The 20545-nt window shown below is 71.3% G+C and carries 22 protein-coding genes and 2 pseudogenes; 10 read left to right on the plus strand and 14 right to left on the minus strand.

Annotated features, from left to right (window positions below):
- Positions 1-112: 112 nt before the first annotated feature.
- Positions 113-937: a DUF72 domain-containing protein gene (locus C2L58_RS24770; RefSeq protein ID WP_199191420.1), complete on the minus strand. Its 825-nt coding sequence runs from the start codon at positions 935-937 to the stop codon at positions 113-115.
- A gap of 189 nt (positions 938-1126) precedes the next feature.
- On the opposite strand from C2L58_RS24770, the gene C2L58_RS24775 reads away from it, so the two are divergent.
- A complete protein-coding gene (locus C2L58_RS24775; RefSeq protein WP_103339998.1) occupies positions 1127-2020 on the plus strand; it encodes a TIGR03619 family F420-dependent LLM class oxidoreductase in 894 nt (297 codons plus the stop codon).
- Positions 2021-2068: 48 nt separating this feature from the next.
- Here the strand turns inward: C2L58_RS24775 and C2L58_RS51310 are convergent, their stop codons facing one another.
- The 4 genes and pseudogenes from C2L58_RS51310 to C2L58_RS50620 all read right to left on the minus strand — a co-directional run bounded on the left by C2L58_RS51310 (position 2069) and on the right by C2L58_RS50620 (position 4402).
- On the minus strand, positions 2069-2617 hold the full coding sequence (locus C2L58_RS51310; protein ID WP_255410562.1) for an erythromycin esterase family protein: 549 nt from the start codon (positions 2615-2617) through the stop codon (positions 2069-2071).
- A gap of 136 nt (positions 2618-2753) precedes the next feature.
- A pseudogene (locus tag C2L58_RS51315) lies at positions 2754-3170 on the minus strand (erythromycin esterase family protein); the annotation flags it as partial.
- The gene (locus tag C2L58_RS24785) at positions 3088-3861 is read right to left on the minus strand and encodes a MerR family transcriptional regulator (protein WP_233225902.1); all 774 of its coding nucleotides are present in this window, start codon (positions 3859-3861) and stop codon (positions 3088-3090) included. The pseudogene C2L58_RS51315 and the gene C2L58_RS24785, both read right to left, overlap by 83 nt.
- Positions 3833-4402, minus strand: coding sequence for a hypothetical protein (locus C2L58_RS50620; protein ID WP_233225903.1), 570 nt, complete (start codon positions 4400-4402; stop codon positions 3833-3835). The genes C2L58_RS24785 and C2L58_RS50620 overlap by 29 nt, the downstream gene beginning before the upstream one ends.
- A gap of 257 nt (positions 4403-4659) precedes the next feature.
- On the opposite strand from C2L58_RS50620, the gene C2L58_RS24795 reads away from it, so the two are divergent.
- Positions 4660-5322 (plus strand): lytic polysaccharide monooxygenase auxiliary activity family 9 protein, encoded by a 663-nt coding sequence (locus C2L58_RS24795; RefSeq protein WP_103339999.1) that lies wholly within the window; start codon positions 4660-4662, stop codon positions 5320-5322.
- A gap of 205 nt (positions 5323-5527) precedes the next feature.
- Positions 5528-6952: an RICIN domain-containing protein gene (locus C2L58_RS24800; RefSeq protein WP_233225904.1), complete on the plus strand. Its 1425-nt coding sequence runs from the start codon at positions 5528-5530 to the stop codon at positions 6950-6952.
- A gap of 196 nt (positions 6953-7148) precedes the next feature.
- Here the strand turns inward: C2L58_RS24800 and C2L58_RS24805 are convergent, their stop codons facing one another.
- Complete coding sequence (locus tag C2L58_RS24805; protein WP_103340001.1) at positions 7149-7700, minus strand: TetR/AcrR family transcriptional regulator; 552 nt, start codon at positions 7698-7700, stop codon at positions 7149-7151.
- Between the two features lie 83 nt (positions 7701-7783).
- Here C2L58_RS24805 and C2L58_RS24810 point away from each other — a divergent pair, with 83 nt between their 5' ends.
- Both C2L58_RS24810 and C2L58_RS50625 read left to right on the plus strand, forming a co-directional pair.
- Complete coding sequence (locus C2L58_RS24810; RefSeq protein WP_103340002.1) at positions 7784-9238, plus strand: aldehyde dehydrogenase; 1455 nt, start codon at positions 7784-7786, stop codon at positions 9236-9238.
- Positions 9235-9879, plus strand: a complete 645-nt coding sequence (locus tag C2L58_RS50625; protein ID WP_255410563.1) for an MFS transporter — start codon at positions 9235-9237, stop codon at positions 9877-9879. The genes C2L58_RS24810 and C2L58_RS50625 overlap by 4 nt, the downstream gene beginning before the upstream one ends.
- Here the strand turns inward: C2L58_RS50625 and C2L58_RS50630 are convergent.
- Positions 9830-10057, minus strand: coding sequence for a hypothetical protein (locus C2L58_RS50630; RefSeq protein WP_233225906.1), 228 nt, complete (start codon positions 10055-10057; stop codon positions 9830-9832). The two genes, C2L58_RS50625 and C2L58_RS50630, sit on opposite strands and share 50 nt — an antisense overlap.
- A 188-nt stretch (positions 10058-10245) precedes the next feature.
- Between C2L58_RS50630 and C2L58_RS50635 the strand changes: the two genes are divergently transcribed.
- The gene (locus tag C2L58_RS50635) at positions 10246-10641 is read left to right on the plus strand and encodes a hypothetical protein (protein WP_369904237.1); all 396 of its coding nucleotides are present in this window, start codon (positions 10246-10248) and stop codon (positions 10639-10641) included.
- On the opposite strand, the gene C2L58_RS24820 is transcribed toward C2L58_RS50635, so the two are convergent.
- Positions 10599-11090 (minus strand): carboxymuconolactone decarboxylase family protein, encoded by a 492-nt coding sequence (locus tag C2L58_RS24820; protein WP_103340003.1) that lies wholly within the window; start codon positions 11088-11090, stop codon positions 10599-10601. The genes C2L58_RS50635 and C2L58_RS24820 overlap by 43 nt on opposite strands.
- A gap of 164 nt (positions 11091-11254) precedes the next feature.
- On the opposite strand from C2L58_RS24820, the gene C2L58_RS24825 reads away from it, so the two are divergent.
- Positions 11255-11815 (plus strand): hypothetical protein, encoded by a 561-nt coding sequence (locus C2L58_RS24825; protein WP_103340004.1) that lies wholly within the window; start codon positions 11255-11257, stop codon positions 11813-11815.
- 22 nt (positions 11816-11837) lie between these two features.
- Positions 11838-12443 carry a GNAT family N-acetyltransferase gene (locus tag C2L58_RS24830; RefSeq protein ID WP_233225908.1) on the plus strand — a complete coding sequence of 202 codons (606 nt, stop codon included), beginning with the start codon at positions 11838-11840 and terminating at the stop codon, positions 12441-12443.
- A 274-nt stretch (positions 12444-12717) separates the two neighbouring features.
- On the opposite strand, the gene C2L58_RS24835 is transcribed toward C2L58_RS24830, so the two are convergent.
- Genes C2L58_RS24835 through C2L58_RS24845 form a run of 3 tightly spaced genes read right to left on the minus strand, consistent with a single transcriptional unit; the run spans position 12718 to position 17692 of the window.
- Entirely contained in the window at positions 12718-15462 is a 2745-nt protein-coding gene (locus C2L58_RS24835; RefSeq protein ID WP_103340021.1) for a bifunctional YncE family protein/alkaline phosphatase family protein, read from the minus strand.
- Between the two features lie 5 nt (positions 15463-15467).
- A complete protein-coding gene (locus C2L58_RS24840) occupies positions 15468-16799 on the minus strand; it encodes an ABC transporter permease (protein ID WP_103340005.1) in 1332 nt (443 codons plus the stop codon).
- Positions 16796-17692, minus strand: coding sequence for an ABC transporter ATP-binding protein (locus tag C2L58_RS24845; protein WP_103340006.1), 897 nt, complete (start codon positions 17690-17692; stop codon positions 16796-16798). The genes C2L58_RS24840 and C2L58_RS24845 overlap by 4 nt, the downstream gene beginning before the upstream one ends.
- Before the next feature lie 293 nt (positions 17693-17985).
- Here C2L58_RS24845 and C2L58_RS50640 point away from each other — a divergent pair, with 293 nt between their 5' ends.
- On the plus strand, positions 17986-18198 hold the full coding sequence (locus C2L58_RS50640) for a DUF5988 family protein (protein WP_103340007.1): 213 nt from the start codon (positions 17986-17988) through the stop codon (positions 18196-18198).
- 213 nt (positions 18199-18411) lie between these two features.
- On the opposite strand, the pseudogene C2L58_RS51520 reads toward C2L58_RS50640, so the two are convergent.
- From C2L58_RS51520 to C2L58_RS24865, 3 genes and pseudogenes are all read right to left on the minus strand, one after another.
- A pseudogene (locus C2L58_RS51520) lies at positions 18412-18567 on the minus strand (LuxR C-terminal-related transcriptional regulator); the annotation flags it as partial.
- 116 nt (positions 18568-18683) lie between these two features.
- Positions 18684-19346: a polysaccharide deacetylase family protein gene (locus C2L58_RS24860; protein WP_103340008.1), complete on the minus strand. Its 663-nt coding sequence runs from the start codon at positions 19344-19346 to the stop codon at positions 18684-18686.
- 2 nt (positions 19347-19348) lie between these two features.
- A complete protein-coding gene (locus tag C2L58_RS24865) occupies positions 19349-20014 on the minus strand; it encodes a glycoside hydrolase family 11 protein (RefSeq protein WP_103340009.1) in 666 nt (221 codons plus the stop codon).
- Positions 20015-20217: 203 nt separating this feature from the next.
- On the opposite strand from C2L58_RS24865, the gene C2L58_RS24870 reads away from it, so the two are divergent.
- Positions 20218-20541 carry a hypothetical protein gene (locus C2L58_RS24870; RefSeq protein ID WP_146073670.1) on the plus strand — a complete coding sequence of 108 codons (324 nt, stop codon included), beginning with the start codon at positions 20218-20220 and terminating at the stop codon, positions 20539-20541.
- Positions 20542-20545 lie beyond the last annotated feature (4 nt).

Consider the following 20545-nt stretch of genomic DNA (forward strand, 5'->3'; position numbering starts at 1 on the left):
ACGGGGAGTCTTCCAGCGGAGCCGCGCCCGCGGCGCCCAAAAAGCCCGCCACGCCGGCCGTCTCGATGAGCAACTCGGGCGACTCCGAGCCGAGCTGACCGGATCGAAGGCGTCAGAACAGGGTCGCGGGCTCGACCGGCACCGGCTCGGGCAGCGGCTCAATGCCAGGCAGCAGCGCGCGCACGTCGTCGTGGAACCGGCGGGCGAGTGCCGGTGCCTCGCTGTTGTCGGGGGTGTGCACGAACACCGTCGGCGAGCGGCCCTCGCGCAGCCAGCCCGCGACCACCGCCGTCCACGGCCGCCAGCCCTCGATCGTCTCCTCGGCCGAGTCGCGGCCCAGGTAGCGGACGATCGGCCGGTCGGTCAGGGGCCGCGTCCGCCGCGGCACCCGCGGTTTCTTGCCCCAGGTCTCGCGTTCGGCCTCGGTCACCGGTGGACGCCCGAAGAAGACCGTGGTGTCGAACGGCACCCACTCGGCGTCCGCGCCGGCGAGCGCCCCCTCCAGCAGCGACGCCGAGCCGGCGTCGGTGAAGAACTCCGGGTGGCGCACCTCCACGGCGCGCCGGCGGCCGGCGGGGAGACGGCGCAGGAAGCGGCCGAGGGCGTCGACGTCCGAGGGGCCGAACGAACCGGGCAGCTGGGTCCACAGGACCGCCCGCTCGCCGAGCGGTTCGATCGCGTCCAGGAACGCCCGCATCTCGGTTTCGACCCCGGCGAACCGGCGCTCGTGCGTGACGAGCTTGGGCAGCTTGACCACGAACCGGAAGCCGGGATCGGTCTGCCGCGCCCAGGTTTCGACGGTGGCCCGGGCGGGAGTCGCGTAGAAGGTGGTGTTGCCTTCGACCGCGTTGCACCAGCCGGCGTAGGCCCGCAGGCGTTCCTTGGCCGGCAGCGACGGCGCCAGGAACCGCCCGGACCACGCCTTGTGGGTCCACATCGCGCAGCCGACGTGAAGGCGTGCCACAGCGTCTGCTCCCTCCCTCGCGGAGGAAACAGTTTGCCAGGCGCCGGCCGGCCGCGGGCACCGGCCGGCGGGTAACCGTGAGAGTACTTGAAGGCGAAACTAGATGCGGGTAGTAGTGGCTTGAGGACCGCATGAGTCCGTCCACTCTTCAGGGGAGAAGCAATGTCACTTGGGTTCAGCCTTCCGGTGTTCGGCAAGGCGGCGGCCACGCCGGGCGGGATCGCCCGGTACGCGCGCGAGGCGGAACGGGCCGGCGCGGCCAGTCTGTGGGTCGGCGACCGGCTGCTGTCGCCGGTCGCCCCGGTGGTGCCGTACCCGGGCTACGACACCATGCCCGAGGAATTCCACACCGCACAGGACCCGTTCGCCGCGCTGGCCATCGCCGCGGCCGTGACCGAAACCGCGGTGCTCGGTTCCAGCACCATCAACGCGACGCAGTACCAGCCCGTCAACTTCGCCCGGCTGCTCACCAGCATCGACGTCGCGAGCAACGGCCGGCTGCTCCCGGGGCTGGGCATCGGCTGGTCCCCCGACGAGTACGCGGCCGTCGGCGTGCCGATGTCCGAGCGCGGCAAGCGGCTCGACGACCTGCTCGACCTGCTCGAGACGTGGTGGACGAAGGACACCGTGTCGCACGACGGCGTCGGCTACCGGGTCGCGGAGTCCGACGTCGCCTTGAAGCCGGTGCGCAAGCCGCCGATCCACCTGGCCGGCTTCGGCGAGAAGTCGCTGCGCCGGGTCGCCGAGCGGGCCGACGGCTGGCTCCCGGTCTGGTCGGTGCCCGAGCAGTTCCCCGCCGACGTGATCACCTCGACCCTGGCCAAGCTCCGCGCCGACGCCGAGCGGGCCGGCCGTGACCCGCAGGCGCTGGGAGTGGCACTGCGGGTGAACCCCGACCCCGGCACCGAGGCGGCGGTCATCGCCGAGTCGGTCTCCAAGATCGTCGAGCTGGTGAAGCCGGACCACACGTTCGTCGACCTCACCTACCTGACCAGCAGCATCGAGGAACACCTCGACCTCACCGGCCGGCTGCTCGAGCTGACCGCTCGGGGCTGACCGCCGGCGCGGGAGCCCCTCGGACCGAGGGCTCCCGTGCCGTGGTGTTCACCCTTCGATAAAGGTCTGCCAGGGCGTGATCCGGTCGATGTGCACGACCGCGTCGAACGCCTCCAGGGGGTTCACCAGCTGCTTGTACGGTCCCTGCCGGGTGCCGTCGATCCCGGCGAAGCAGCGGGCCACTTCGCCGTCCGCGGGGACGTTCCGCAGATCGAGCAGGGCGAGTGGCTGACCGGCGCTCGCGAGCAGGACGTCGAGGCTGCCCGGCTCGGTGAACGGGGCGACGTCCTCGTAGAACACCTCCGTGTGGCCGGGCGGCCCGTCGGGCAGGGGGCGGTGGCCGAACACGCGACCGCCGTTGTACGTCGTCGCGATGACCACCATCCGGTCGCCGAGCGAGCGGGCCAGGTGCTGGCCGAGCATGACCTGCTCCTCGTTGATGATCGGCGGCACGCGGTACGGCCGGCGCTGCATGTGCCCGTTGGCGGCCCCGACGACGACGCGTTCCTCCCGGTCGAGGATCCATTCGACGTTGGCGGCCATCGCCGCGTCCCGGACGTTGGCGCCCCGGTAGGTGCGTCCCGGCGCGGCGGCCATGGCGGCGAGGAAGGCGTCCGCGGACCGCGCGGTGACCGCGCTGCAGCGCGATGTCGGCCCGTTCGGCGTCCACAGTGGAATAGGGGACGCGCAAGGCGCCGAGGCGTTCAGTCAGCTCGCCGATCCGGGCGGTCAGCTCGTGGCGGTGCGCGGTGCCGAGCGCCAGGTAGGCGTGGATCGCGGGCGCGGCCCGGGCCAGCCCGCTCCGGTCGGCGGGCAGGTAGCCGAACAGCGGCAGCAGGTCTTTGCGGGCCGCGGCGGCGTAGGCCGGATCTGCCTCGTCCAGGAACGCCAAGGCGGCCACCACCCCCGGCAGCGCGGACGCGCTGGAGTCCGGCAGGTCCATGCCGTAGAAGCGGATCTTGCGGTCGTGGGTGCGGTTGTGCTCGCGCATCCAGGCCAGCTGGTCGCGCATCTCCGCGCACTTGCCCATGTGGTAGGTGATCCCGGTGCGCAGCAGCGCGTCCAGGTCACCGTCGCCGCCGAGCACCCAGTCGTGGACCGCCCAGCCCTCCGGGAAGCCGGACTCCATCGCGAACCCGGTGAACCCCATTTCCTCGGCCAGGAACCGGGTCACCAGGTGGCGCAGCCTGTAGAACTCGTGCACCCGGTGCGTGCTCTCGCCGACGGCCACGACGCGAGCGTCGCCGACGATGTCCCGCAGCGGTTCGAGTTCGCGGTGGGCGGTCGTCGACGGGGGTCCCGGCGAGCAGGTGCCGCCGGAGCTCGGCGAACAGGCCGAGCCACTCGGTCTTCAGGGTCTCGACCGTCCCGCCGCCGAGCTGTGCGGCCCGTTCGGTGATCGTCGTGAGCCGGCCGCCGGAGAGGTACCGGCCGGCGTCGACGGACATCGGCTCCAGGGTGGCGAGGAACTGCTCCGGTTCCGGCATGCCCGCTTCGGCCAGCCGGGCGAGCAAGCCCCGCAGCCGCTGGGCCGACTCCTCGATGCGCGCGGCCCGGGCCTCCGGGCCGGCGAGCTGGGCGGTCAGCAGGTCGCGCAGGGAGCCGAGGTCGTCCCGGGCGTTCCGGAGCACGGCGGCGACCTCGTCCAGGGAAAGCCCCAGCCCGCACAGGGTCCGGACGCGGTAGAGCCGGCGCACGTCGGCCTCGGTGTACCGCCGGTGCCCGGCCGGCGTCCGTTCGCCCGGCGACACCAGGCCGATGCGGTCGTAGTGGTGCAACGTGCGCACCGTGACACCACCGGCCTTGGCCAGCTCACCGATGCTCCACCTGCGTTCGCTCACCCCCCGACCGTAGAACCTGACGCGACGTCAGGGGCAAGCCCGCACTTCGCCGGTCAGTCCCCCGGCTCGCCGGGCCGGCGGCGCCGACCGGGTCCGAAGTGGACCGGGGTACGGTGTCGCGCCGCAAGAGCGGGGCGGAGGCGACGAGCAGGAGTGCGGCGCCCAGCGGGATGAAGTCCTTGTCGAGCAGCGGCAGGATGATCTCGGCGAGCACCAGCACCGGTGCCCACGGCCGCACCCGCCGCCCGGCGGCGAGCAGCGTGACCAAGGCGAGCTGGCCGGCGAAGAACAGCAGCGGCCCGTAGCTGTAGAACGCCGCGTCGACGCCCGGCACGTCCTGGATCCGGGCGAAGTACGCGTCCATGCCGCCGCGGTCGGCGGACCGGAACCCGGCCACGAGGTCGATGCCGAACTGGCCGGCCGGACCCGCCTCGCCACCGCCGGATTCGCCGCCGGGCTCGCCGCCGGGATCGCCGGCGAGCCGGCCGTCGGCGCGAGAGCGGAAGAACGCTTGCGGCAAAGTCTCTTCGGGCTGCCGCACGCGGGCAATCGGGGAACTCCCCGACGTGCCCCCGGGCTCGGGTCAAGGTTCACCGCCGGGAACGATTCAGCAACAGGCTCCGAAAGTTTCGGCGGGAAATCCGTTCTTTTCGAAAGCGGAACCGGTGGAGAATAACCACAATTTCATTCCGGCGTTTGGTTGAAGTTTGTCCGGATCGGGGATAAGCTGCTGCCACCCTGGGAGCGCTCCCACAATGAACCACCACCGCTCGATCATCCGAGAATGGAGGCTCATCCATGCGTAGGCGCAACTTCTCCGGGTCCGGCGCCGGACGACGGGGCCTGATCGCCCTGGTCCTCGCCGGGCTGGCCGGCCTGTTCGTCGGGGTGCCCGCCGCCTCGGCGCACGGGACCATCGTCAGTCCCGCCACCCGGGCTTACCAGTGCTGGAAAGACTGGGGCAGCCAGCACACCAACCCCGCCATGCAGCAGCAGGATCCCATGTGCTGGGCGGCTTTCCAGGCCAACGCCGACACCATGTGGAACTGGATGAGCGCCCTGCGGGACGGCCTGCACGGCAACTTCCAGGGAGCGACGCCCGACGGGCAGCTGTGCAGCAACGGCTTGGCGCGCAACAACTCCCTGAACACGCCCGGCCAGTGGCGCACCACCAGCCTGGGCAGCACCTTCTCGATGCACCTGTACGACCAGGCCAGCCACGGCGCCGACTTCATCCGGGTCTACGTCAGCAAGAACGGCTACGACCCCACCACCCAGCGCCTCGGCTGGGGCAACCTCGACCAGGTCACGCAAACCGGCCGCTACGCCCCGGCGAAGGACATCACCTTCACCGTCCAGACCTCCGGCGGTTATCGCGGACACCACGTCGTCTTCACGATCTGGCAGGCTTCACACCAGGACCAGACGTACATGTGGTGCAGTGACGTGGACTTCGGCTGAGCACAGTATGCCGTGCCGCATTGAACAGGAGCGTCCTGTTCGATGCGGCACGGCGGTGTTCTTTCCTGACCGATCCTGAGCGTTTCGCTTCGGAACCCTGGCCGCTGGCCGGGGCCGGGTGTTAACCAGTGTCTCGACCATTTCCCGCTGCGCAGGATCCGGGAGGAACGAGCCGATGAGACCGACCCACTCCGTGCTTCGCAGGATGCTGTCCACGGCAGTCCGGCTCTTGGCGGTGTCCGCGCTGGCCGGCGGGCTGGTGACCGCCGTCCCGGCGCAGGCCCAGGCGTCCACGGCCGGGCTCAAGGGCGTCAACTGGGCCGACGCGCGGGACAACTTCGTCAACGGCGTGCTGTACGTCTCCGGGCTCGGTGCCTCGGACACGTACTCCTCGGCCGCCGCCACGGCGAACCAGGTCGTCGGGCAGCTGTACTCGATCACCGGGGCCGGCACGGTCCGGATGCCGATCAACGAACCGACGGTCTCCGGCTACTGGGGCACCTACACCGGGGCGATCGACACCGCGCTCACCAAGGGCAAGGTGATCCTGGCGTACTGGGCCTACACCGGCGGCAAGCCGACGGACACGGGCCGGTTCCAGCAGATGTGGGACACGGTCGTCGCCAAGTACGGCAGCAACCCGAACGCCTACTTCGAGGTCATCAACGAGCCGTACGCCTACAGCGCGGGCGACCTGAACAACTTCTACACCGCCTGGCTGAACCGGTACCCCGGCGTGCCGCGCGACCGGGTGATCCTCGACGGCGCCGGCCTGGCCCAGAACGTGCCCGCGGTCGGCGGCGACCGGCGGCTCGACGGGACGCTGCTGGCGGCCCACGACTATTCGTTCTTCGCCGGCTACGAAAGCGAAACCGAGTGGGCCGACCACATCGGCGGCTACATCGGCGGGTACGCGGACCGGACCGTCGTCACCGAGTGGGGCGGCCCGATGTCGCCGGGCAGCAAGAACGGCGTGCACTACGACTCCCTCGACTACAGCATCCCGAGCGGATCGTTCTTCGCCGACTACATCCGGGGCGTCAGCGCGAAACTGCGGAGCCTGGGCGTGGGCAGCGTGTACTGGCCGGGCCTGCGCGACGGCGACTGGTATAGCATGACGACCAAGGCGGGCACCGGCGCGGGCACCAACCTGACGCTGTCGAACCCCAGCGGGCTGACCCGGCTGAAGTACGCGTGGGGCGTGGGCGACGGAGGCGGCACGTACGTCCGGATCGTCAACGCCGCCACCGGGCTCTACGTCGACGGGCTGGGCCGCACCGCCGGCGGCTCGGGCACCGGCCAGGCGAGCGGCGACCCCGGCCGTTACGACCAGCAGTGGGTCATCGAGAACGCCGGCAACCGCGTGCGCATCAAGAACCGCGCCACCGGCCTCTACCTGGACGGCGCGGGCCGCACCACGAACGGCGCCGTCGTGAGCCAGTACGCCGCGAGCGGCAGCGCCAACCAGCTGTGGTCGGTGGTGACCGACGCGAACAACGTCCGCATCCGGAACAGCAGCACCGGGGAGTACCTCGACGGCATGGGCCGCACCGGCAGCGGCACCGACCTCGGTCAATACGGTGACAGCAGCAGCACCAACCAGCGGTGGCGCATCGTCGCCGCCGGCTGAACCCACCGGAGGGGCCCGCACTGCCGGCCCCTCCCGCGGCCGTCCCCAAAGCCGGAGGCCGGCCGGCCCCGTACCTGGAGCGTCGGCCCGCGTACCCAGGAAGTCGGCCCGCGCACCTGGAGCGTCGGCGCGTGCGGATCGGTGGCCGACCGCTCCGGTACGCGGGCCGACCGCTCGGGTACGAGGGCGGGCGCTCCTAGCCCGCTTTGCTCGTGCCGAAGGCGCGCAGGAACGTGTCGACGATGACGTCCGCGGCCTGGGCGTCGTTCTGGACCGACAGGTCCTTTGTGGACAGCCGCACCAGTGACCCCAGGACGCTGCCGGGCCAGCGGGCCGGCAGCCCCGCCCGCAGGAAGCCCTCGCAGGTGGCCCGCTTGACAAACCGGTCGACCTCCTCGACCGCGCGCTGGCGACGGGCCCAGATCTCCGGGTCCGAGCGCATCCGGCTCACCTCGGTCGGCCAGGTGCGGTTGACCCTGACGATCCCCCGGACGTACCGGTGCAGCGCGTCCGGCACCGGCGCCTCCCGGAGCCCGGCGGCCTCGATCGTCGCTTCGATCGCATCCAGGCGCGCTTCGTAGACCGCGGACAAGAGCTCCTCCCGGCTCGTGAACCGGCGGTAGACGGTCCGGCGGTCGAGGCCGGCCTCGGCCGCGATCGCCGCGATGCTCGTGGCCGGGTCTTCGGCGAGCATGCGGGCGCCCGTGGTCAGCAGGAGTTCGAGGTTGCGTGCGGCGTCGGCTCTCACTCTTCCACCCTAGCAGTAACTGCCACACTGATGAGGCATTTAAGTGCTACACTGATGTGACAGATCAACATAGGGAGCCAGCAGTGATCACCTACGAGGACCTCTTCATCGGCGGCACGTGGACCGCGCCGAGCAGCACCGAGCTGCTGGACATCCGGTCCCCGCACGACAACTCGCTCATCGGCCGCGCCGCGCAGGCGCTGCCCGCCGACGTCGATCGCGCCGTCGCGGCCGCCCGGAAGGCCTTCGACGACGGCCCGTGGCCGCGCACCTCGCCCGCGGAGCGGATCGCCGTCGTCCGCAAGCTGGCCGCCCTTCGCGAGAAGCGCGCCGACGAGGTCGCGGCGCTCATCTCCGCGGAGAACGGTTCCGCGCTCTGGTTCACCAAGGCCGGCCAGCCCGGCCTGACCCGGCAGGCCAACGCCTACCTGAAGGCGGCCGAGGAGTTCGGCTGGGAGGAGACCCCGGCGCCGTCGGATCCCGCCGCGCCGTTCCGGTCGGTCGTGCGCCGGGAGGCGATCGGCGTGGTCGCCGCGATCATCCCGTGGAACTCGCCGTTCTCCTCGGCGTCCGCCAAGATCATCCCCGCGCTGCTCGCCGGCAACACCGTCGTCCTCAAGGTTTCGCCCGAGAACACGCTGAGCATGAACCTCCTCGCGGAGCTGCTCGCGGAGGCCGGCCTGCCCGAGGGCGTCATCAGCGTCCTGCCCGCCGACCGCGAGACCAGTGAGTACCTGGTCAAGCACCCCGACGTGGACAAGATCGCCTTCACCGGCTCCACCCGCGCCGGACGCCGTATCGCGTCGCTGGCCGGGGAACAGCTCAAGCGGGTCAGCCTCGAACTGGGCGGCAAATCGGCCGCGATCATCCTGCCCGACGCCGACCTCGGCGCGGCGGTCCAGGGCCTGAAGTTCGGTTCCCTGCTCAACAACGGCGAATCGTGCATCGCGCAGACGCGCGTCCTCGCGCCGCGCAGCCGCTACGAAGAGGTGGTCGCCGGGCTGAAGGACCTGATCGAGTCCCTGGGCGTCGGCGACCCGGCCGACGACGGCACGTTCATCGGCCCGATGATCCGCCGCGACCAGCAGCAGCGCGTCCTCGACTACATCCGCCTCGGCGTCGAAGAAGGCGCGCGGCTCGTCACCGGCGGCCCGGAAGTGCCGCGGGGGCTGGAAGCGGGCAACTACGTCACGCCGACGCTCTTCGCCGACGTCGACAACGCGATGCGGATCGCCCAGGAGGAGATCTTCGGCCCGGTCCTGGTCGTCATCGCCTACGACGACGAGGACGACGCCGTCCGCATCGCCAACGACTCCGAGTACGGCCTGTCCGGCGGCGTGTGGTCGGCCGACCCGGCGCACGCGCTCGCCGTGGCCCGCCGCGTGCGGACCGGCACGGTCACCATCAACGGCGCGCCGATCGGCTTCGACGGCCCGTTCGGCGGGTTCAAGGCCAGCGGTCTCGGCCGCGAGTACGGCGCCGTCGGGCTCGGCACCTACACCGAATACAAGACCATCACCGTTCCGGAAGCGAAATGACCATCGAAGTCCCTCTGAGGCCGGCGGTGCGCCCGGCGATGACGGCCTTGGTCCTGGCCGTCCTGCTGGCCGCGCTGGACCAGACCATCGTCGCCACCGCGCTGCCCCGGATCGCCCGCGACCTCGGCGGGTTCCGGGACATCGCCTGGATCACCGCGTCCTACCTGCTCGCGTCGACCGCCGCGACCCCGCTCTGGGGCAAGCTCGGCGACCTGCTGGGGCGCAAGCGCCTCTACCTCGTCGCCACGACGGCGTTCCTGCTCGCCTCCGCGCTGTGCGGCCTCGCCCAGGACCTGCCCCAGCTGATCGCCGCCCGGGCGCTGCAGGGCCTGGCCGGCGGCGGCCTGATCGTCCTGACGTTCGCGCTGGTCGGCGACATCGCCGCGCCGGCCGACCGCGGGCGTTACCAGGGCCGGTTCGGCTCGGTCTACGGCGTCGCCAGCATCGCCGGCCCGCTGCTCGGCGGCCTGTTCACCGACCACCTCTCGTGGCGGTGGGCGTTCCTGATCAACGTCCCGGTCGGGCTGGTGGCCGTGGTGCTCGCGGCGCGGGCCCTGCCCACGACGGTCCCAGACCCGCCGCCGGCATCGACTACGCCGGCGCGCTGCTGCTGGCCGGCGCGGCCACCGCGCTGGTCCTGATCACCTCCTTCGGCCCGCGGTGGGGCTGGACGTCGCCGGGCACGCTGGCGCTCGCGGCCGCCGCGATCGTCCTCATCGGACTGGTGGTCCCGGTCGAGCGCCGCGCCGCCGCACCGGTGCTGCCGCCGGCGATGTTCGCCTCGCGCACGGTCGTGCTGGCCGCGCTCGTCGGGTTCATCGCGAACGTCGCGATGTTCAGCGTGCTGGTCTACCTGCCGACGTACCTGCAGGTCGTCGACGGCGTCTCGGCGACGCTCTCCGGGGTGCACCTGCTGCCGCTGGTGCTCGGGCTGGTCGTCAGCCAGTCGCTCGCCGGGCGGTGGGTCGCGAACCCGGCGCGCGTGCGGGGTCGTCCTGGTGACCGGCATGGCGCTGAACGTCGCCGGGCTGCTCCTGCTGAGCACCCTGGCGCCCGGCACCGCACAGCTCGCGCTGATCGGGTACTTCGCCGTCACCGGCGTCGGGATCGGGATGGTCCCGATGGTCGCGCTGACCGCGGCGCAGAACGCGGTGCCCGCCGCCGACATCGGGGCCGCGAGCGCGGTGGTCACCTTCGCCCGGTCGATCGGCGCCGCGTTCGGGGTCGCCGTCTTCGGCACCTTGCTCGGCGAGGACGTGGCCGGGCACATCGGCGGGGCGTTCCTCGCGATCACCCCGCTGGTCGTGCTCGGCACCGTCCTCGCCACGCTGTTGAAGCGTACTTCGCGGCCGCCTTCGGCTCAGCCGCGTTCGGCAGCGGCGGCGAGCATCCCGGCGTCGTAGGACCCGCCCGTCTGGTGCACGATCACGGCGAGCCGGTTGGCGGCGTTGATCAAGGCGACCAGCGCGACGAGCGCGGCGACCTGCTCGTCGTCGTAGTGCTCGCGCACCCGGGCCCAGGTCTCGTCGGACACGCCTTGGGCGGCGTCGGCGAGCCGGGTGCCCTCCTCGGCCAGCGCGAGCGCGGCCCGCTCGGCCTCGGTGAAGACCGTCGACTCCCGCCACGCGGCGACGAGCGCGAGCCGGACCGCCGACTCCCCGGCCGCGGCGGCTTCCTTGGCGTGCATGTCGAGGCACCAGCCGCACCCGTTGATCTGGCTGGCCCGCAGGCTGACCAGCTCCCGGGTGAGCTTCGGCAGCGGCGACTGGTCGACGACCTGCCCGAGGCCGGCGAACCGCTTCACCAGCCGGGAGCCGGTTTCGGTGGTGAACAGGTCGAGGCGGGGTTCCATGGGTTCGTCCTCCGGTGTCGTGGGATGGGAACGACCTCGAGACACCGGCGGGGCGAAGCTTGTGACACCTCGGTCCTCCGGGCCGCCTCGCTACCGGACGTATCACCACTCCTCCCTGCGTGCTCAGAGGGGCGAAAGTGCTCCGAATCGAGGGAGGGACCGATATGTCCGCAACGTTTTCCGCAGGCAGAAGCCGGCTTCTGCGCAAGCTGGGTGGCGTCGCCGTGGTGGCCGCCGCGCTGATGGGCTTGACGTCCGGGGTGGCGCACGCCTCCCTGTCGCAGGTGCAGGACGGGTTCGAGGTCAACCCGCAGTCGTCGTGGCTGGTGGCGACCGGGGGTTCCGCGTCGGCCGGGTTCGACGTCGGGGCCGGGACCGCCCGGTCCGGCCGCAACAACGGCTGGCTGTTCGCCACCAACGGCTGGGCGTTCGAGGGCTTCTGGGTGCCCACGAACTCGGTGCCGGGCAACGCCCAGTGCGCGTCGCAGTTCCTCATGCAGACGGCGGGCGGGGCGCAGGTCGGCATCGAGATCTGGGACGCCTCCGGGCACCTGCTGGCCAGCACCTACCCGTGGCTCAACGGCAGCGGCGCGTACCAGGCGGTCAACACGGCCCGGTGGAACCTCAACGGCGTCAACCCCGTGTTCGTCAAGGCGATCATCGGGGCGAACGGCTCGTCCCGGTTCGTCCGGCTCGACGACATGACCACGCAGTGCTACTGGTGATCGGGCTGTACCATCACTGCCGATGAGCTGGGCGGGGTGGAAGGTGCGGTTGCGGGAGGTCCGCCCGGCGGATCACCGCGCCCTGATCGGGTTCGACCGTGATTCGGACCGGCAGGTCGGCGGCTACCGCCACTGGGCGACGCACCGCGGCCCGGCGGGCGACGACTTCCACTTCGCGATCGAGACACTGCACAACCGGACGCTGGTCGGGTCGATCTGGATCCAGGCCGACCCGGCCTCCGGCCACTTCAGCTACGGCATCGGCATCGGGCCCCAGTACCGCCGCTGCGGCTACGCGGCCGACGCCGTCACGGTCCTGCTGGGGTACATGTTCGAGCTGCGGCGGTACCGCAAGTGCGAGGTCAGCATCAACGGGAGCAACTTCGCCTCGCTGGCGCTGCACGGCGAGCTGGGCTTCCGCGAGGAGGGCCGGCCGCGGGACACCGAGCTGCGCCGGGGCGAGGTCCGGTACCCGGTGCTGATGGGCCTCACGGCGGAGGGTTTCGCGGAGCACCAGCCGGCGTTCCTGGCCTCCCGCGGCCCGGTGCGGCCGTGGCGGGGACGCCATTGGCGCACACCCCGCCGGGGCCGGCACTGGCGCGCCGAACACCTGCGACCGGCCCGCTGAACGTTCGATCCGCGGCTTCGGCCGCGGTTCGGCCCGCCGCGGACCGGTACCACCCGGCCCGGCCGACGGGCTCGCCGGACCGGACCGCGCGACCACGGCTCACCTCGCGAACGCCGCCACCCACCCCGGGGCGGCTGGAGGCCGTCGACCGCGATGTCCGGTTGCGGCTGAACTCAGAAAGTAGGCACTCGCCGAGGGCGCTTCGGGCACTGAATGCTCACCGGAAGGCGGGAGGCCCGCCCGGGCCTCCCGCCTCCCGGATCAGCAGTCCAGGTCAGCCGTCCGATTCGGCGGACGGCAGGTAAGCACCCGGCACCTGCTCCGGGGCGTACACCTGGTTCTCCCCCGGATACGGCAGTTGCCACCCGTGCGTCTGGTACCACGTGAAGTGGTTCATCTGCGCAGGGTTGGCGTAGTCGGCGACGGCGTCCGGGCCGGTCAGCCGCTGGTGCGCCGTCCACTCCTGCCACTGCGCCGCCACCTGCCGCTTGTCCGACGGCACGGCCGACGACGGCACCGGTGCGGCCGCCGGGTTCGGCGGGGCCGGGGTGTCCGCGCCGCAGGGCGGCTGGGTCGTCAGGCCCCCGGTCAACGACGTCCGGTTCGGGAGCGCCGTGAACGGTGTGTAGTCCGGCTTCTGCGTGAACGCCGCGCTCATCGGCGTCGCCGCGCTGTCCTTCTGGTTCATCGGCTTGACGCCGAGGATCTGCTCGATCGTGCGGATCATCGTGATCTGCGAGTAGTAGTGGCTGTCGACGACGCCGTGCCGGGCGTACGGGCTGATGATCTGCACCGGCGCCCGGTGGCCGTCGACGTGGTCCAGGCCGGCCTGGGAGTCGTCCTCGACCACGAAGATCGCCGAGTCCTTCCAGTACGGGCTGTGCGAGATCTCGTCGACGATCTTGCCGACCGCGAGGTCGTTGTCGGCGACCTGGGCGGCCGCGTTCGGCGGGCCGCCGGTGTGGTCGCTGGACAGCCAGAACATGTTCAGGTTCGCCGGCCCGTGCTTCTCGAAGTCGTCCTTCCAGATCTGGTACCGGTAGACGTCCGGCACCGCCGTGTCGAACTTCGGGAAGCCCGGCACCGAGACGTCGTTCAGCGACGGGATCGGCGACGACGACACCAGCGGGTAGGCCGTCGGCTCCCCCGTGGACGCCATGTTCTTGGCGTCACAGTACAGGTTCTGCCAGCTCGCCCCGGCGGGCTTGGTCAGGAACTGCTGGAACTCGCCGAAGTCCCGCACCGACTTCCCGGCCGCCTGCGCACCGGTCCAGAGGAAGCCCGATGTCTGGTGGCCGAGCGCGTCGTCCTCGGTGTCGTAGCTGCGCAGGTACTCCCCCGCCGACGATTCGGTGTACTCGGGGTTGTCGGCCTGCATGAGCCAGTTGTGGCCCTCGGCGGAGTTCGTGCCGATGTCGTAGGTGTTGTCGTACAACCCGAACTGCCGCTCGAGCGCGTGCTGGTTCGGCGTGACGTTCTCGCCGAACTGCGTCACCGACGGGTCGCCGTTGCCGCGGGGATCGTCGCCGAACACCTGGTCGTAGGTGCGGTTTTCCTTGACCAGCAGGAAGACGTGCTTGATCGTCGACGGGTCGCCGAGCCGGTCGGGCACCGGCACCGGACGGCGGTGGCCGTAGTCCTGCGCCACCTGGACCGAGTTGTCCGTCCAGCCGTTCTGCTTGAAGACCTGGCCGGTGTAGCCGCGGATCGCGCGGTCGTCCGGCAGCCGGAACTTCTGCACGCTCGACGTCGTGTCGTGCGTCCCGTGCCCGGCCGCGGTCGTGGGACGGCGGGCGTCGATGCCGCGGGTGTTGGAGACCACGACGTCCGTGCCGACCGTGGTGATCGCCGTCGGGAAGTAGTCCGTGGGCAGCAGCCCGACGTAGCTCACCGGCGCCTGCGCCCACCAGTAGCGGTAGACGGCGACCGCGTTGGCGCGGCCGAGCGTCACCAGCAGGTGGCCGTCGTCGGTGAGCGTCACGCCGTCCGGCTCGTACCCGACCGAGGCCTGCGGCCACGGCTGGGTCGCGATGGTCTGGACGACCTTGTCGCGGGCGGTGTCGATGACGGAGACGCTGTTGCTCGCGGTGTTCGTGACGAACAGCGCGCCGTTCTTGAAGTACACCGCGGTCGGGTGGAGGCCGACGTCGATGCTCTTCGGCGCGGCGGCCGCGTTCGCGAGGTCGATGACGCTGACCGTGCCGCTGGTGGTGGCCCCGGTGAACCGGCTCGCCGGCACCTGGGTGTCGTAGGAGTTCAGCGTCGGCTCACCGGGCCGCGCCGGGTGGCCGCCTTCGTTGCTGACGTACAGCTTGGTGCCGACGCGGACCAGGTCGCGCGGGGCGTTGCCGGTGGCCCAGCTCTGCTTGATCGCGCCGGTCGCCGCGTCGAGGGCGACGACGCGGTTCTGGCCGTTGACCGCGGAGTACACGGTCGCGCCGTCGGGCGAGAAGACGGCCTGGGCCACCAGCGCGTGCTTGGTGCCGTCCGCCGGGATCTTCACCGGCGCCGGCGCGGCGACCGTGCCGTCCGGGTTCACCGTGAACTTGGTGTAGCCGTCGGTCTGCGCGAGCCACAGGCTCTTGCCGTCCGGGGAGTACGACGGGCCTTCCTGGCCGACGTCGTTGCCGGCGATGCGCAGGTTCGCCGTCGCGGAGTTGCCGACGAGCTGCTGCACCTTCCAGCTCTTCAGGTCGACGATGGTCAGCGCGATCCCGCCGTCGGCGGTCAGCGCGGCGAGGTGGGCGCCGTCGGGGCTGACCGCGGACGCCATGATCTTGCCGTTGTTCACGACCAGCCGGTCGCCGATCGGCTTGAGGTACTGGTCGGCCGAGACGACCTGGCCGTTCTCGGTGACCTGGCCGACCTGGTCTTTGCCGAACTGCGCGGTCGACGCGACGCCGACACCGGTGCCGGTGGCGATGAGCACGAGCGTGGCGGAGCCGGCGGTCGCGTAGCGCAGCCGATGGCCGCCCAGCCGGCTTTTCCCGGCCCGCCTTCTGCGGCGTGTTACCTGCATGGAGCTCATCCCTTCGTGGTGGCGAGCAGTTCGACGTTCGCGTCGAACTGCCAGAGCGGGTTGGGCTGGTCTCCCCCGGGGGTCCGCACCTGGAAGTAGCCGTTGACTTCCTTGGGCCCGTCGCCGTCGGCGACGTACCGCCCGTCCGCGGTGACGTCCAGCTGGTAGATCGCCGACCCGGTGGCCGCGACGCCGGGCAGGTGCCAGGTGACGACGCACCGCCAGTCGTTGCCGGGCCCCTCGGCCTCGACCAGGCCGTCGCCCTTGGTGCACGCGGCCGTGGCCGCCAGCTCCGCTTCGGTGACGTCGGGGCGGTGCAGCTGCCCGGCCTGCAGGCGGTAGAGGTGCGCGAACGCGGTGGCGACCGACCGCTGCACCTTGTCCTGGCTGATCCCCGAGCCCAGCGCGGGTGTCGCCACGGCGACGATCGCCGCGGTGGCGCCGAAGAGCACGACCAGCGGCACGGCGGCCAGCGCCCGGCGTCCGGAGCCGTCGTGGGCGGCGTTGGTGAAGTCGCGGCGCCGGAACAGCAGGTACGCCAGCGTCGTCGCGGCCACGGCCCACCCGAGGCTGACGCCGGCCGCGACGAGCAGCGGCCCGAGCTGCGTGGGGGCGGTGAAGAGGCCGTTCCACGCGATGAAGGCGTAGCTGGGCAGGGCGAGCCGCACCGCGACGGGCAGCGGCAGCAGCTGGGCGAGCGCCATGGCGAGGGCGGCGACGGCGGGCAGGAGCAGGCCCATCGGCGACCGTCCCCAAAGGACGGACCCGAGCAGTCCGAGCCCGGCGAGGGCCAGGGTGGGGGCGAGCACGCTGACCCAGGCGAGGAGCACGCCGGTGGCCGCGTCGCCGGGGGCGAGCAGGTGCCCGTCGAAGCCGACGAGGGCCCGGTTCCCGGCAGTGAGCAGGCCGCCGACGGTGCTGGAGACGGCCATCCCGGCGACGAGCACCAGCAGGACGGTGAGGCTGGCAAGCGCTTTCGCGGCGAAGAGGCGGCTCGCGGACCGGACGGCGACGAGCAGGTGCCGCCAGGTACCCAGCCGGTCTTCGGCGGCGAACACGTCCCCGGCGACGACGGAGGTGAGGAGGGGAAGCGCGTAGGTGCCGGCGAAGCCGAGCATGACGAGCGGGCCGGCCCACCCGGTGGCGTTCATCCAGCGGCCGAAGAGCGTGTCGACGGGCAGCGAGCTCTGTTCGCTCACGGCGGCGACGAAGACCGCGGGAGCGAGCCAGCAGGCCAGGACGAGCAGGCGGATGCGCCAGGTGGCGAAGAGCTTGACGAGCTCGAAGCGGTAGGCGCGCGAGAGGGGAACGGGTCGCGCGGCGACGGTCGTGGTCATCGGGTGGCCTCCTGCCCGGTCAGTGCGAGGAACGCCGCTTCCAGGGGCGACACCACGGGCGCGAGCTCGCGCACCGCGACGCCGTCCCGCCCCAGCCGCAGCACCAGCTCGTCCAGCGCGGGCACGAGCGCCCGCACGACCACCGCGTCGGCCTCCCGCGGCGCCTCGACGAGCCGGATCCCCCGCGCCTGTTCGATCGCCCGGCGGGTGGCGGCCGGGTCGGCGGTCCGCAGCCGGTAGGCCAGCTCGCCGCTCTCCGCGGACAGCTTGGCCGGCGGGCCGGTGAAGACGACCCGGCCGGTCGCCAGGATCGTCACCTCCGCGCACAGCGATTCGAGGTCGTCCATCCGGTGGCTGGACAGCACCACCGCCGTGCCGGCCGCCGCCAGCCGGGTCAGGACACCGTGCACGTGCTGCTTGCCCGCCGGGTCCAGGCCGTTGGCCGGCTCGTCGAGCACCAGCAGCCGGGGCGAGGTGAGCAGGGCCGCCGCCAGGCCGAGCCGCTGGCGCATGCCGAGGGAAAAGCCGCGCACCCGGTCGTCGGCGACGTCGGCGAGCCCGACCTCGTCGAGCACGTCGCCGACGGGGTACCCGCCGAGCTTGGCCAGGGCCGTGAGGTTCTGCCGCGCGGTGAGCGAGGGGTAGAGGCCCGGCCCGTCCACGAACCCGGCGACCCCGGCGGGTGCGGCGAGCGCCCGGCCCACCGGCTTCCCGAGGATCTCCAGCCGCCCTTCGTCGGCGACGGCCAGGCTCAGCAGCAACCCGAGCAGGGTGGTCTTGCCGGCGCCGTTCGGGCCGGCCAGGCCGTGGATCCGCCCGGCCACCACGTCGAAGTCGATGCCGTCGAGCGCGACGACGTCGCCGAAGCACTTCGTGATCCCGCGGGCTCGCACGGCCAAGGGTTCGTCCACGCGGAGAAACTTAGGCACCGCAAATGACGGGTGCGGGCAGCCGAAGTGAACGCTCCGGGAACGGCACCCGACCGGCCGTCACCGGTCCGGTGAAATGTCCGAGTTAACCAGCGCCTTGCCTTGGCCGGTATTACCACCCCGCCGAAATCGCTGTCAACTCTCTTCAAAAGAATTCCGAGGAGAAGCCGGATATCTTGGCACGGCATTCGGCCGTCAGGCATCGTCGAGAGACGAAGACCACATTCCCCGCGCCGACCGACTCACGGAGAAGACTCATGACGAAGATCAAGGTGACGCTTTCCGGTGGTCCCGCCGAGCTGATCGACCGGCACCGCGAATGGACGGTCGGCAGCATCGGCGAAGTCGCGAAGGTCAGCTTCGGCGGCGGCTACGAGCACTTCTCCCACGACGGCGAGTTCACCACGACCAGCGGCGGCGACCAGGTCCCGGTGTTCGCCTGGTGCGGCCGCACCCGCGTCGCCGAGTGATCCACCCGGCTTCCTTCCCGCCGGAATCACCCGGAAAGGAAGACCAGGAACGAAGTGCTCGGTTTCCTGTTTCTCCGCTTCGCCGCCATCGGCGGCGGAATACTGCTGCTCGTCCTGCTGCTGGGGGTGGTCGCGATCATTCTCGAGAAACCGGGCCGCTGAGCGCTCAGCCGGGAAGCCGCGGCCCAGGCCGTGCTGCACGGCGTACCGCAGTGCTTCGATCCGGTTGCGCACGCCGATCTTCGCGAACGCGTTGTTGATGTGCGTTTTCACCGTCGCTTCGGCGATGACCACGCGGGCCCCGGCGGCCAGTGCGCCGGCGATCGATCCGTCGACCACGACGACCCTGATCACCCGCGGCTGCCCCATGACCCCCCTCCCCCCACCGGCGGCAGGCTACCACCGTCGCGGGCACCGCCGGATCCACTGTGGAGGATCAGAAGGTGGCGCGGCGGGGTGCAGCCACCGCGCCACCTCCAGCACCGTCAGCCCGGGGCGACCGCCCGCCCCGTCTGCGGTGAGATCATCCCCGCGCAGAGCCCGCGGCCGGCGAGCGTCTGGGCGATGCGCGGGATGGCGGAGAGGGTGTTGGCCGGCCATTCGTGCATCAGGATGACCTGGCCGTTCGTGAGCCGGGCGTTGGCCTGGACGATCGCGTCCACGCTCGCGTTGTTCCAGTCTCCCGAGTCGACGTCCCAGATGATCTGGCGGAGGCCGTACCTGGCCTCGACCGACTGGACCGTCGCGTTGGTTTCCCCGTAGGGCGGCCGGAACAGCCGGGGCGTGCCGCCGCCCGCCGCCGCGATCGCCTGCTGGGTCCGGGAAATCTCGGAATCCACCTGGGCCTGGCTCTGCTGGGTGAGGTGCGGGTGCGTGTAACTGTGGTTGCCGACCCACATCCCCGCGCTCACCTCCGCGCGGACCTGGGCCGGGTACGCGGCCGCGTACTGGCCCTCGTTGAACATCGTGGCCCGCAACCCGTTCTGCCGCAGCGCGTTCAGGATGGCCGGGGTGTGGGCGTTCGACGGGCCGTCGTCGAAGGTCAGGCCCACGTAACCGTTGCACGCCGCGGCGTGCGCCGGGGTGACGGCGATGGTGCTCGCCACGGCGATGGCCGCGGTGGCCAGCAAAGTGCTCCACGCGCGCATGATCAGCCCACCGTGATGTTCGAGTTGCCGCTGCTCTGGTAGCCCTCGGTCGCCAGGATCATGTAGTAGTTGAAGCTGCCGAGCCGCATGTTGACCCGGGACCACGCGTCGAAGTGGTTGCCGGTGGTGATGGTGCCGCCGGTCCGCCGCTGCTGGCGCACGCTCCAGTACTGGTTGAACGTCTTGGTGCCTTCGACGGACGGCGCGTTGTAGCGGGTCGTCTGGTAGATGTCGTACGTGCCGCCGTCGCTGGTCACGCTGCCCTTGTACGTCCCGGTCGGCCGCCAGCTGCCCCAGTTGTCGACGATGTAGTACTCGACGAGCGGGTTGGACGTCCAGCCGTAGAGCGCCAGGTAGCTGTTGCCGGAGGGGTTGAAGCTGCCGGAGTAGTTCACGTTCCGGCGGCTGCCGTTGCTCCAGCCCTTGCCGGCGACGAAGTTGTTGACGTTGCTCCAGTTGGTCCGGTAGTTCCCGCCGGACCCGAGCGTCATGGAGACCGAGCCGCCACCGGCGGTCCAGAACGAGTAATAGTACCCGTTGTTGTTGCCGGTCTGGTTGGTCGTGATGACCGTGTCGGCCCAGGCGGTTCCGGGCAGGAATGCGGCGATCAGCGCAAGGACGGCGCCGCCGGCGAACACCCTGCTGCGGCCGCGTTTCTTGGTGAGCATGCTTCCTCCTCGTCGAGGCTGGCAGGCGAGCCAGGATGGCAAAAGCATGCGAGTGGTGCCGCTGGTCGGGCAATAACTTTCGGAAACTTTCGATGTTCTCGCGGCGCGGGACTTCCGTCAACCCCCGGGAATTGACCCGGATTTGCTTCTCCCGGAAAGCGCTAGCGTGGACGCCGCACTGTTTCCCGCAACGGGGGGTTCACATGAAACGCATTGCGGCGGCGCTCGCGCTGGGGATGGCCGTGACGGCCCTGCCCCTGGCGGCCGGCACGGCGTCCGCGTCGACGTCGGTCACCTGCGGCAACTACGCCACGCAGGGCGCGTCCGGGCCGAACGCCCGCGACTACCACTGGGGCAACTGCGGTTCCGCCGCCACGAAGATCGACGTGTACAGCGTGACCTACGGCGTCTTCCGCACCAAGGTCGGCGAAAAGTGCGTGCCCGCGGGTACCGCGGTGCTGATCGGGCAGACGACTCAGTACCTGGTCAGTTCCTACGACGGCGTGGACACCCACACGGCCTGCTGACGCC

The organism is Amycolatopsis sp. CA-126428 (genome assembly GCF_002904335.1).
Taxonomy (GTDB): Bacteria; Actinomycetota; Actinomycetes; order Mycobacteriales; family Pseudonocardiaceae; genus Amycolatopsis.

Excerpts from the sequence above, each read along its gene's own strand:
- C2L58_RS24795 (WP_103339999.1), top strand. The coding sequence starts at position 4,660 with ATGCGTAGGCGCAACTTCTCCGGGTCCGGCGCCGGACGACGGGGCCTG.
- C2L58_RS24820 (WP_103340003.1), bottom strand. The coding sequence starts at position 11,090 with ATGGAACCCCGCCTCGACCTGTTCACCACCGAAACCGGCTCCCGGCTG.
- C2L58_RS50635 (WP_369904237.1), top strand. The coding sequence starts at position 10,246 with ATGGCGCTGAACGTCGCCGGGCTGCTCCTGCTGAGCACCCTGGCGCCC.
- C2L58_RS24775 (WP_103339998.1), top strand. The coding sequence starts at position 1,127 with ATGTCACTTGGGTTCAGCCTTCCGGTGTTCGGCAAGGCGGCGGCCACG.
- C2L58_RS24835 (WP_103340021.1), bottom strand. The coding sequence starts at position 15,462 with ATGCAGGTAACACGCCGCAGAAGGCGGGCCGGGAAAAGCCGGCTGGGC.
- C2L58_RS24825 (WP_103340004.1), top strand. The coding sequence starts at position 11,255 with ATGTCCGCAACGTTTTCCGCAGGCAGAAGCCGGCTTCTGCGCAAGCTG.
- C2L58_RS50630 (WP_233225906.1), bottom strand. The coding sequence starts at position 10,057 with ATGAACCCGACGAGCGCGGCCAGCACGACCGTGCGCGAGGCGAACATC.
- C2L58_RS51310 (WP_255410562.1), bottom strand. The coding sequence starts at position 2,617 with ATGGCCGCCGCGCCGGGACGCACCTACCGGGGCGCCAACGTCCGGGAC.
- C2L58_RS24870 (WP_146073670.1), top strand. The coding sequence starts at position 20,218 with ATGAAACGCATTGCGGCGGCGCTCGCGCTGGGGATGGCCGTGACGGCC.
- C2L58_RS50640 (WP_103340007.1), top strand. The coding sequence starts at position 17,986 with ATGACGAAGATCAAGGTGACGCTTTCCGGTGGTCCCGCCGAGCTGATC.
- C2L58_RS24840 (WP_103340005.1), bottom strand. The coding sequence starts at position 16,799 with ATGACCACGACCGTCGCCGCGCGACCCGTTCCCCTCTCGCGCGCCTAC.
- C2L58_RS24865 (WP_103340009.1), bottom strand. The coding sequence starts at position 20,014 with ATGCTCACCAAGAAACGCGGCCGCAGCAGGGTGTTCGCCGGCGGCGCC.
- C2L58_RS50625 (WP_255410563.1), top strand. The coding sequence starts at position 9,235 with ATGACCATCGAAGTCCCTCTGAGGCCGGCGGTGCGCCCGGCGATGACG.
- C2L58_RS24860 (WP_103340008.1), bottom strand. The coding sequence starts at position 19,346 with ATGCGCGCGTGGAGCACTTTGCTGGCCACCGCGGCCATCGCCGTGGCG.
- C2L58_RS24770 (WP_199191420.1), bottom strand. The coding sequence starts at position 937 with ATGTGGACCCACAAGGCGTGGTCCGGGCGGTTCCTGGCGCCGTCGCTG.
- C2L58_RS24830 (WP_233225908.1), top strand. The coding sequence starts at position 11,838 with ATGAGCTGGGCGGGGTGGAAGGTGCGGTTGCGGGAGGTCCGCCCGGCG.
- C2L58_RS24800 (WP_233225904.1), top strand. The coding sequence starts at position 5,528 with ATGCTGTCCACGGCAGTCCGGCTCTTGGCGGTGTCCGCGCTGGCCGGC.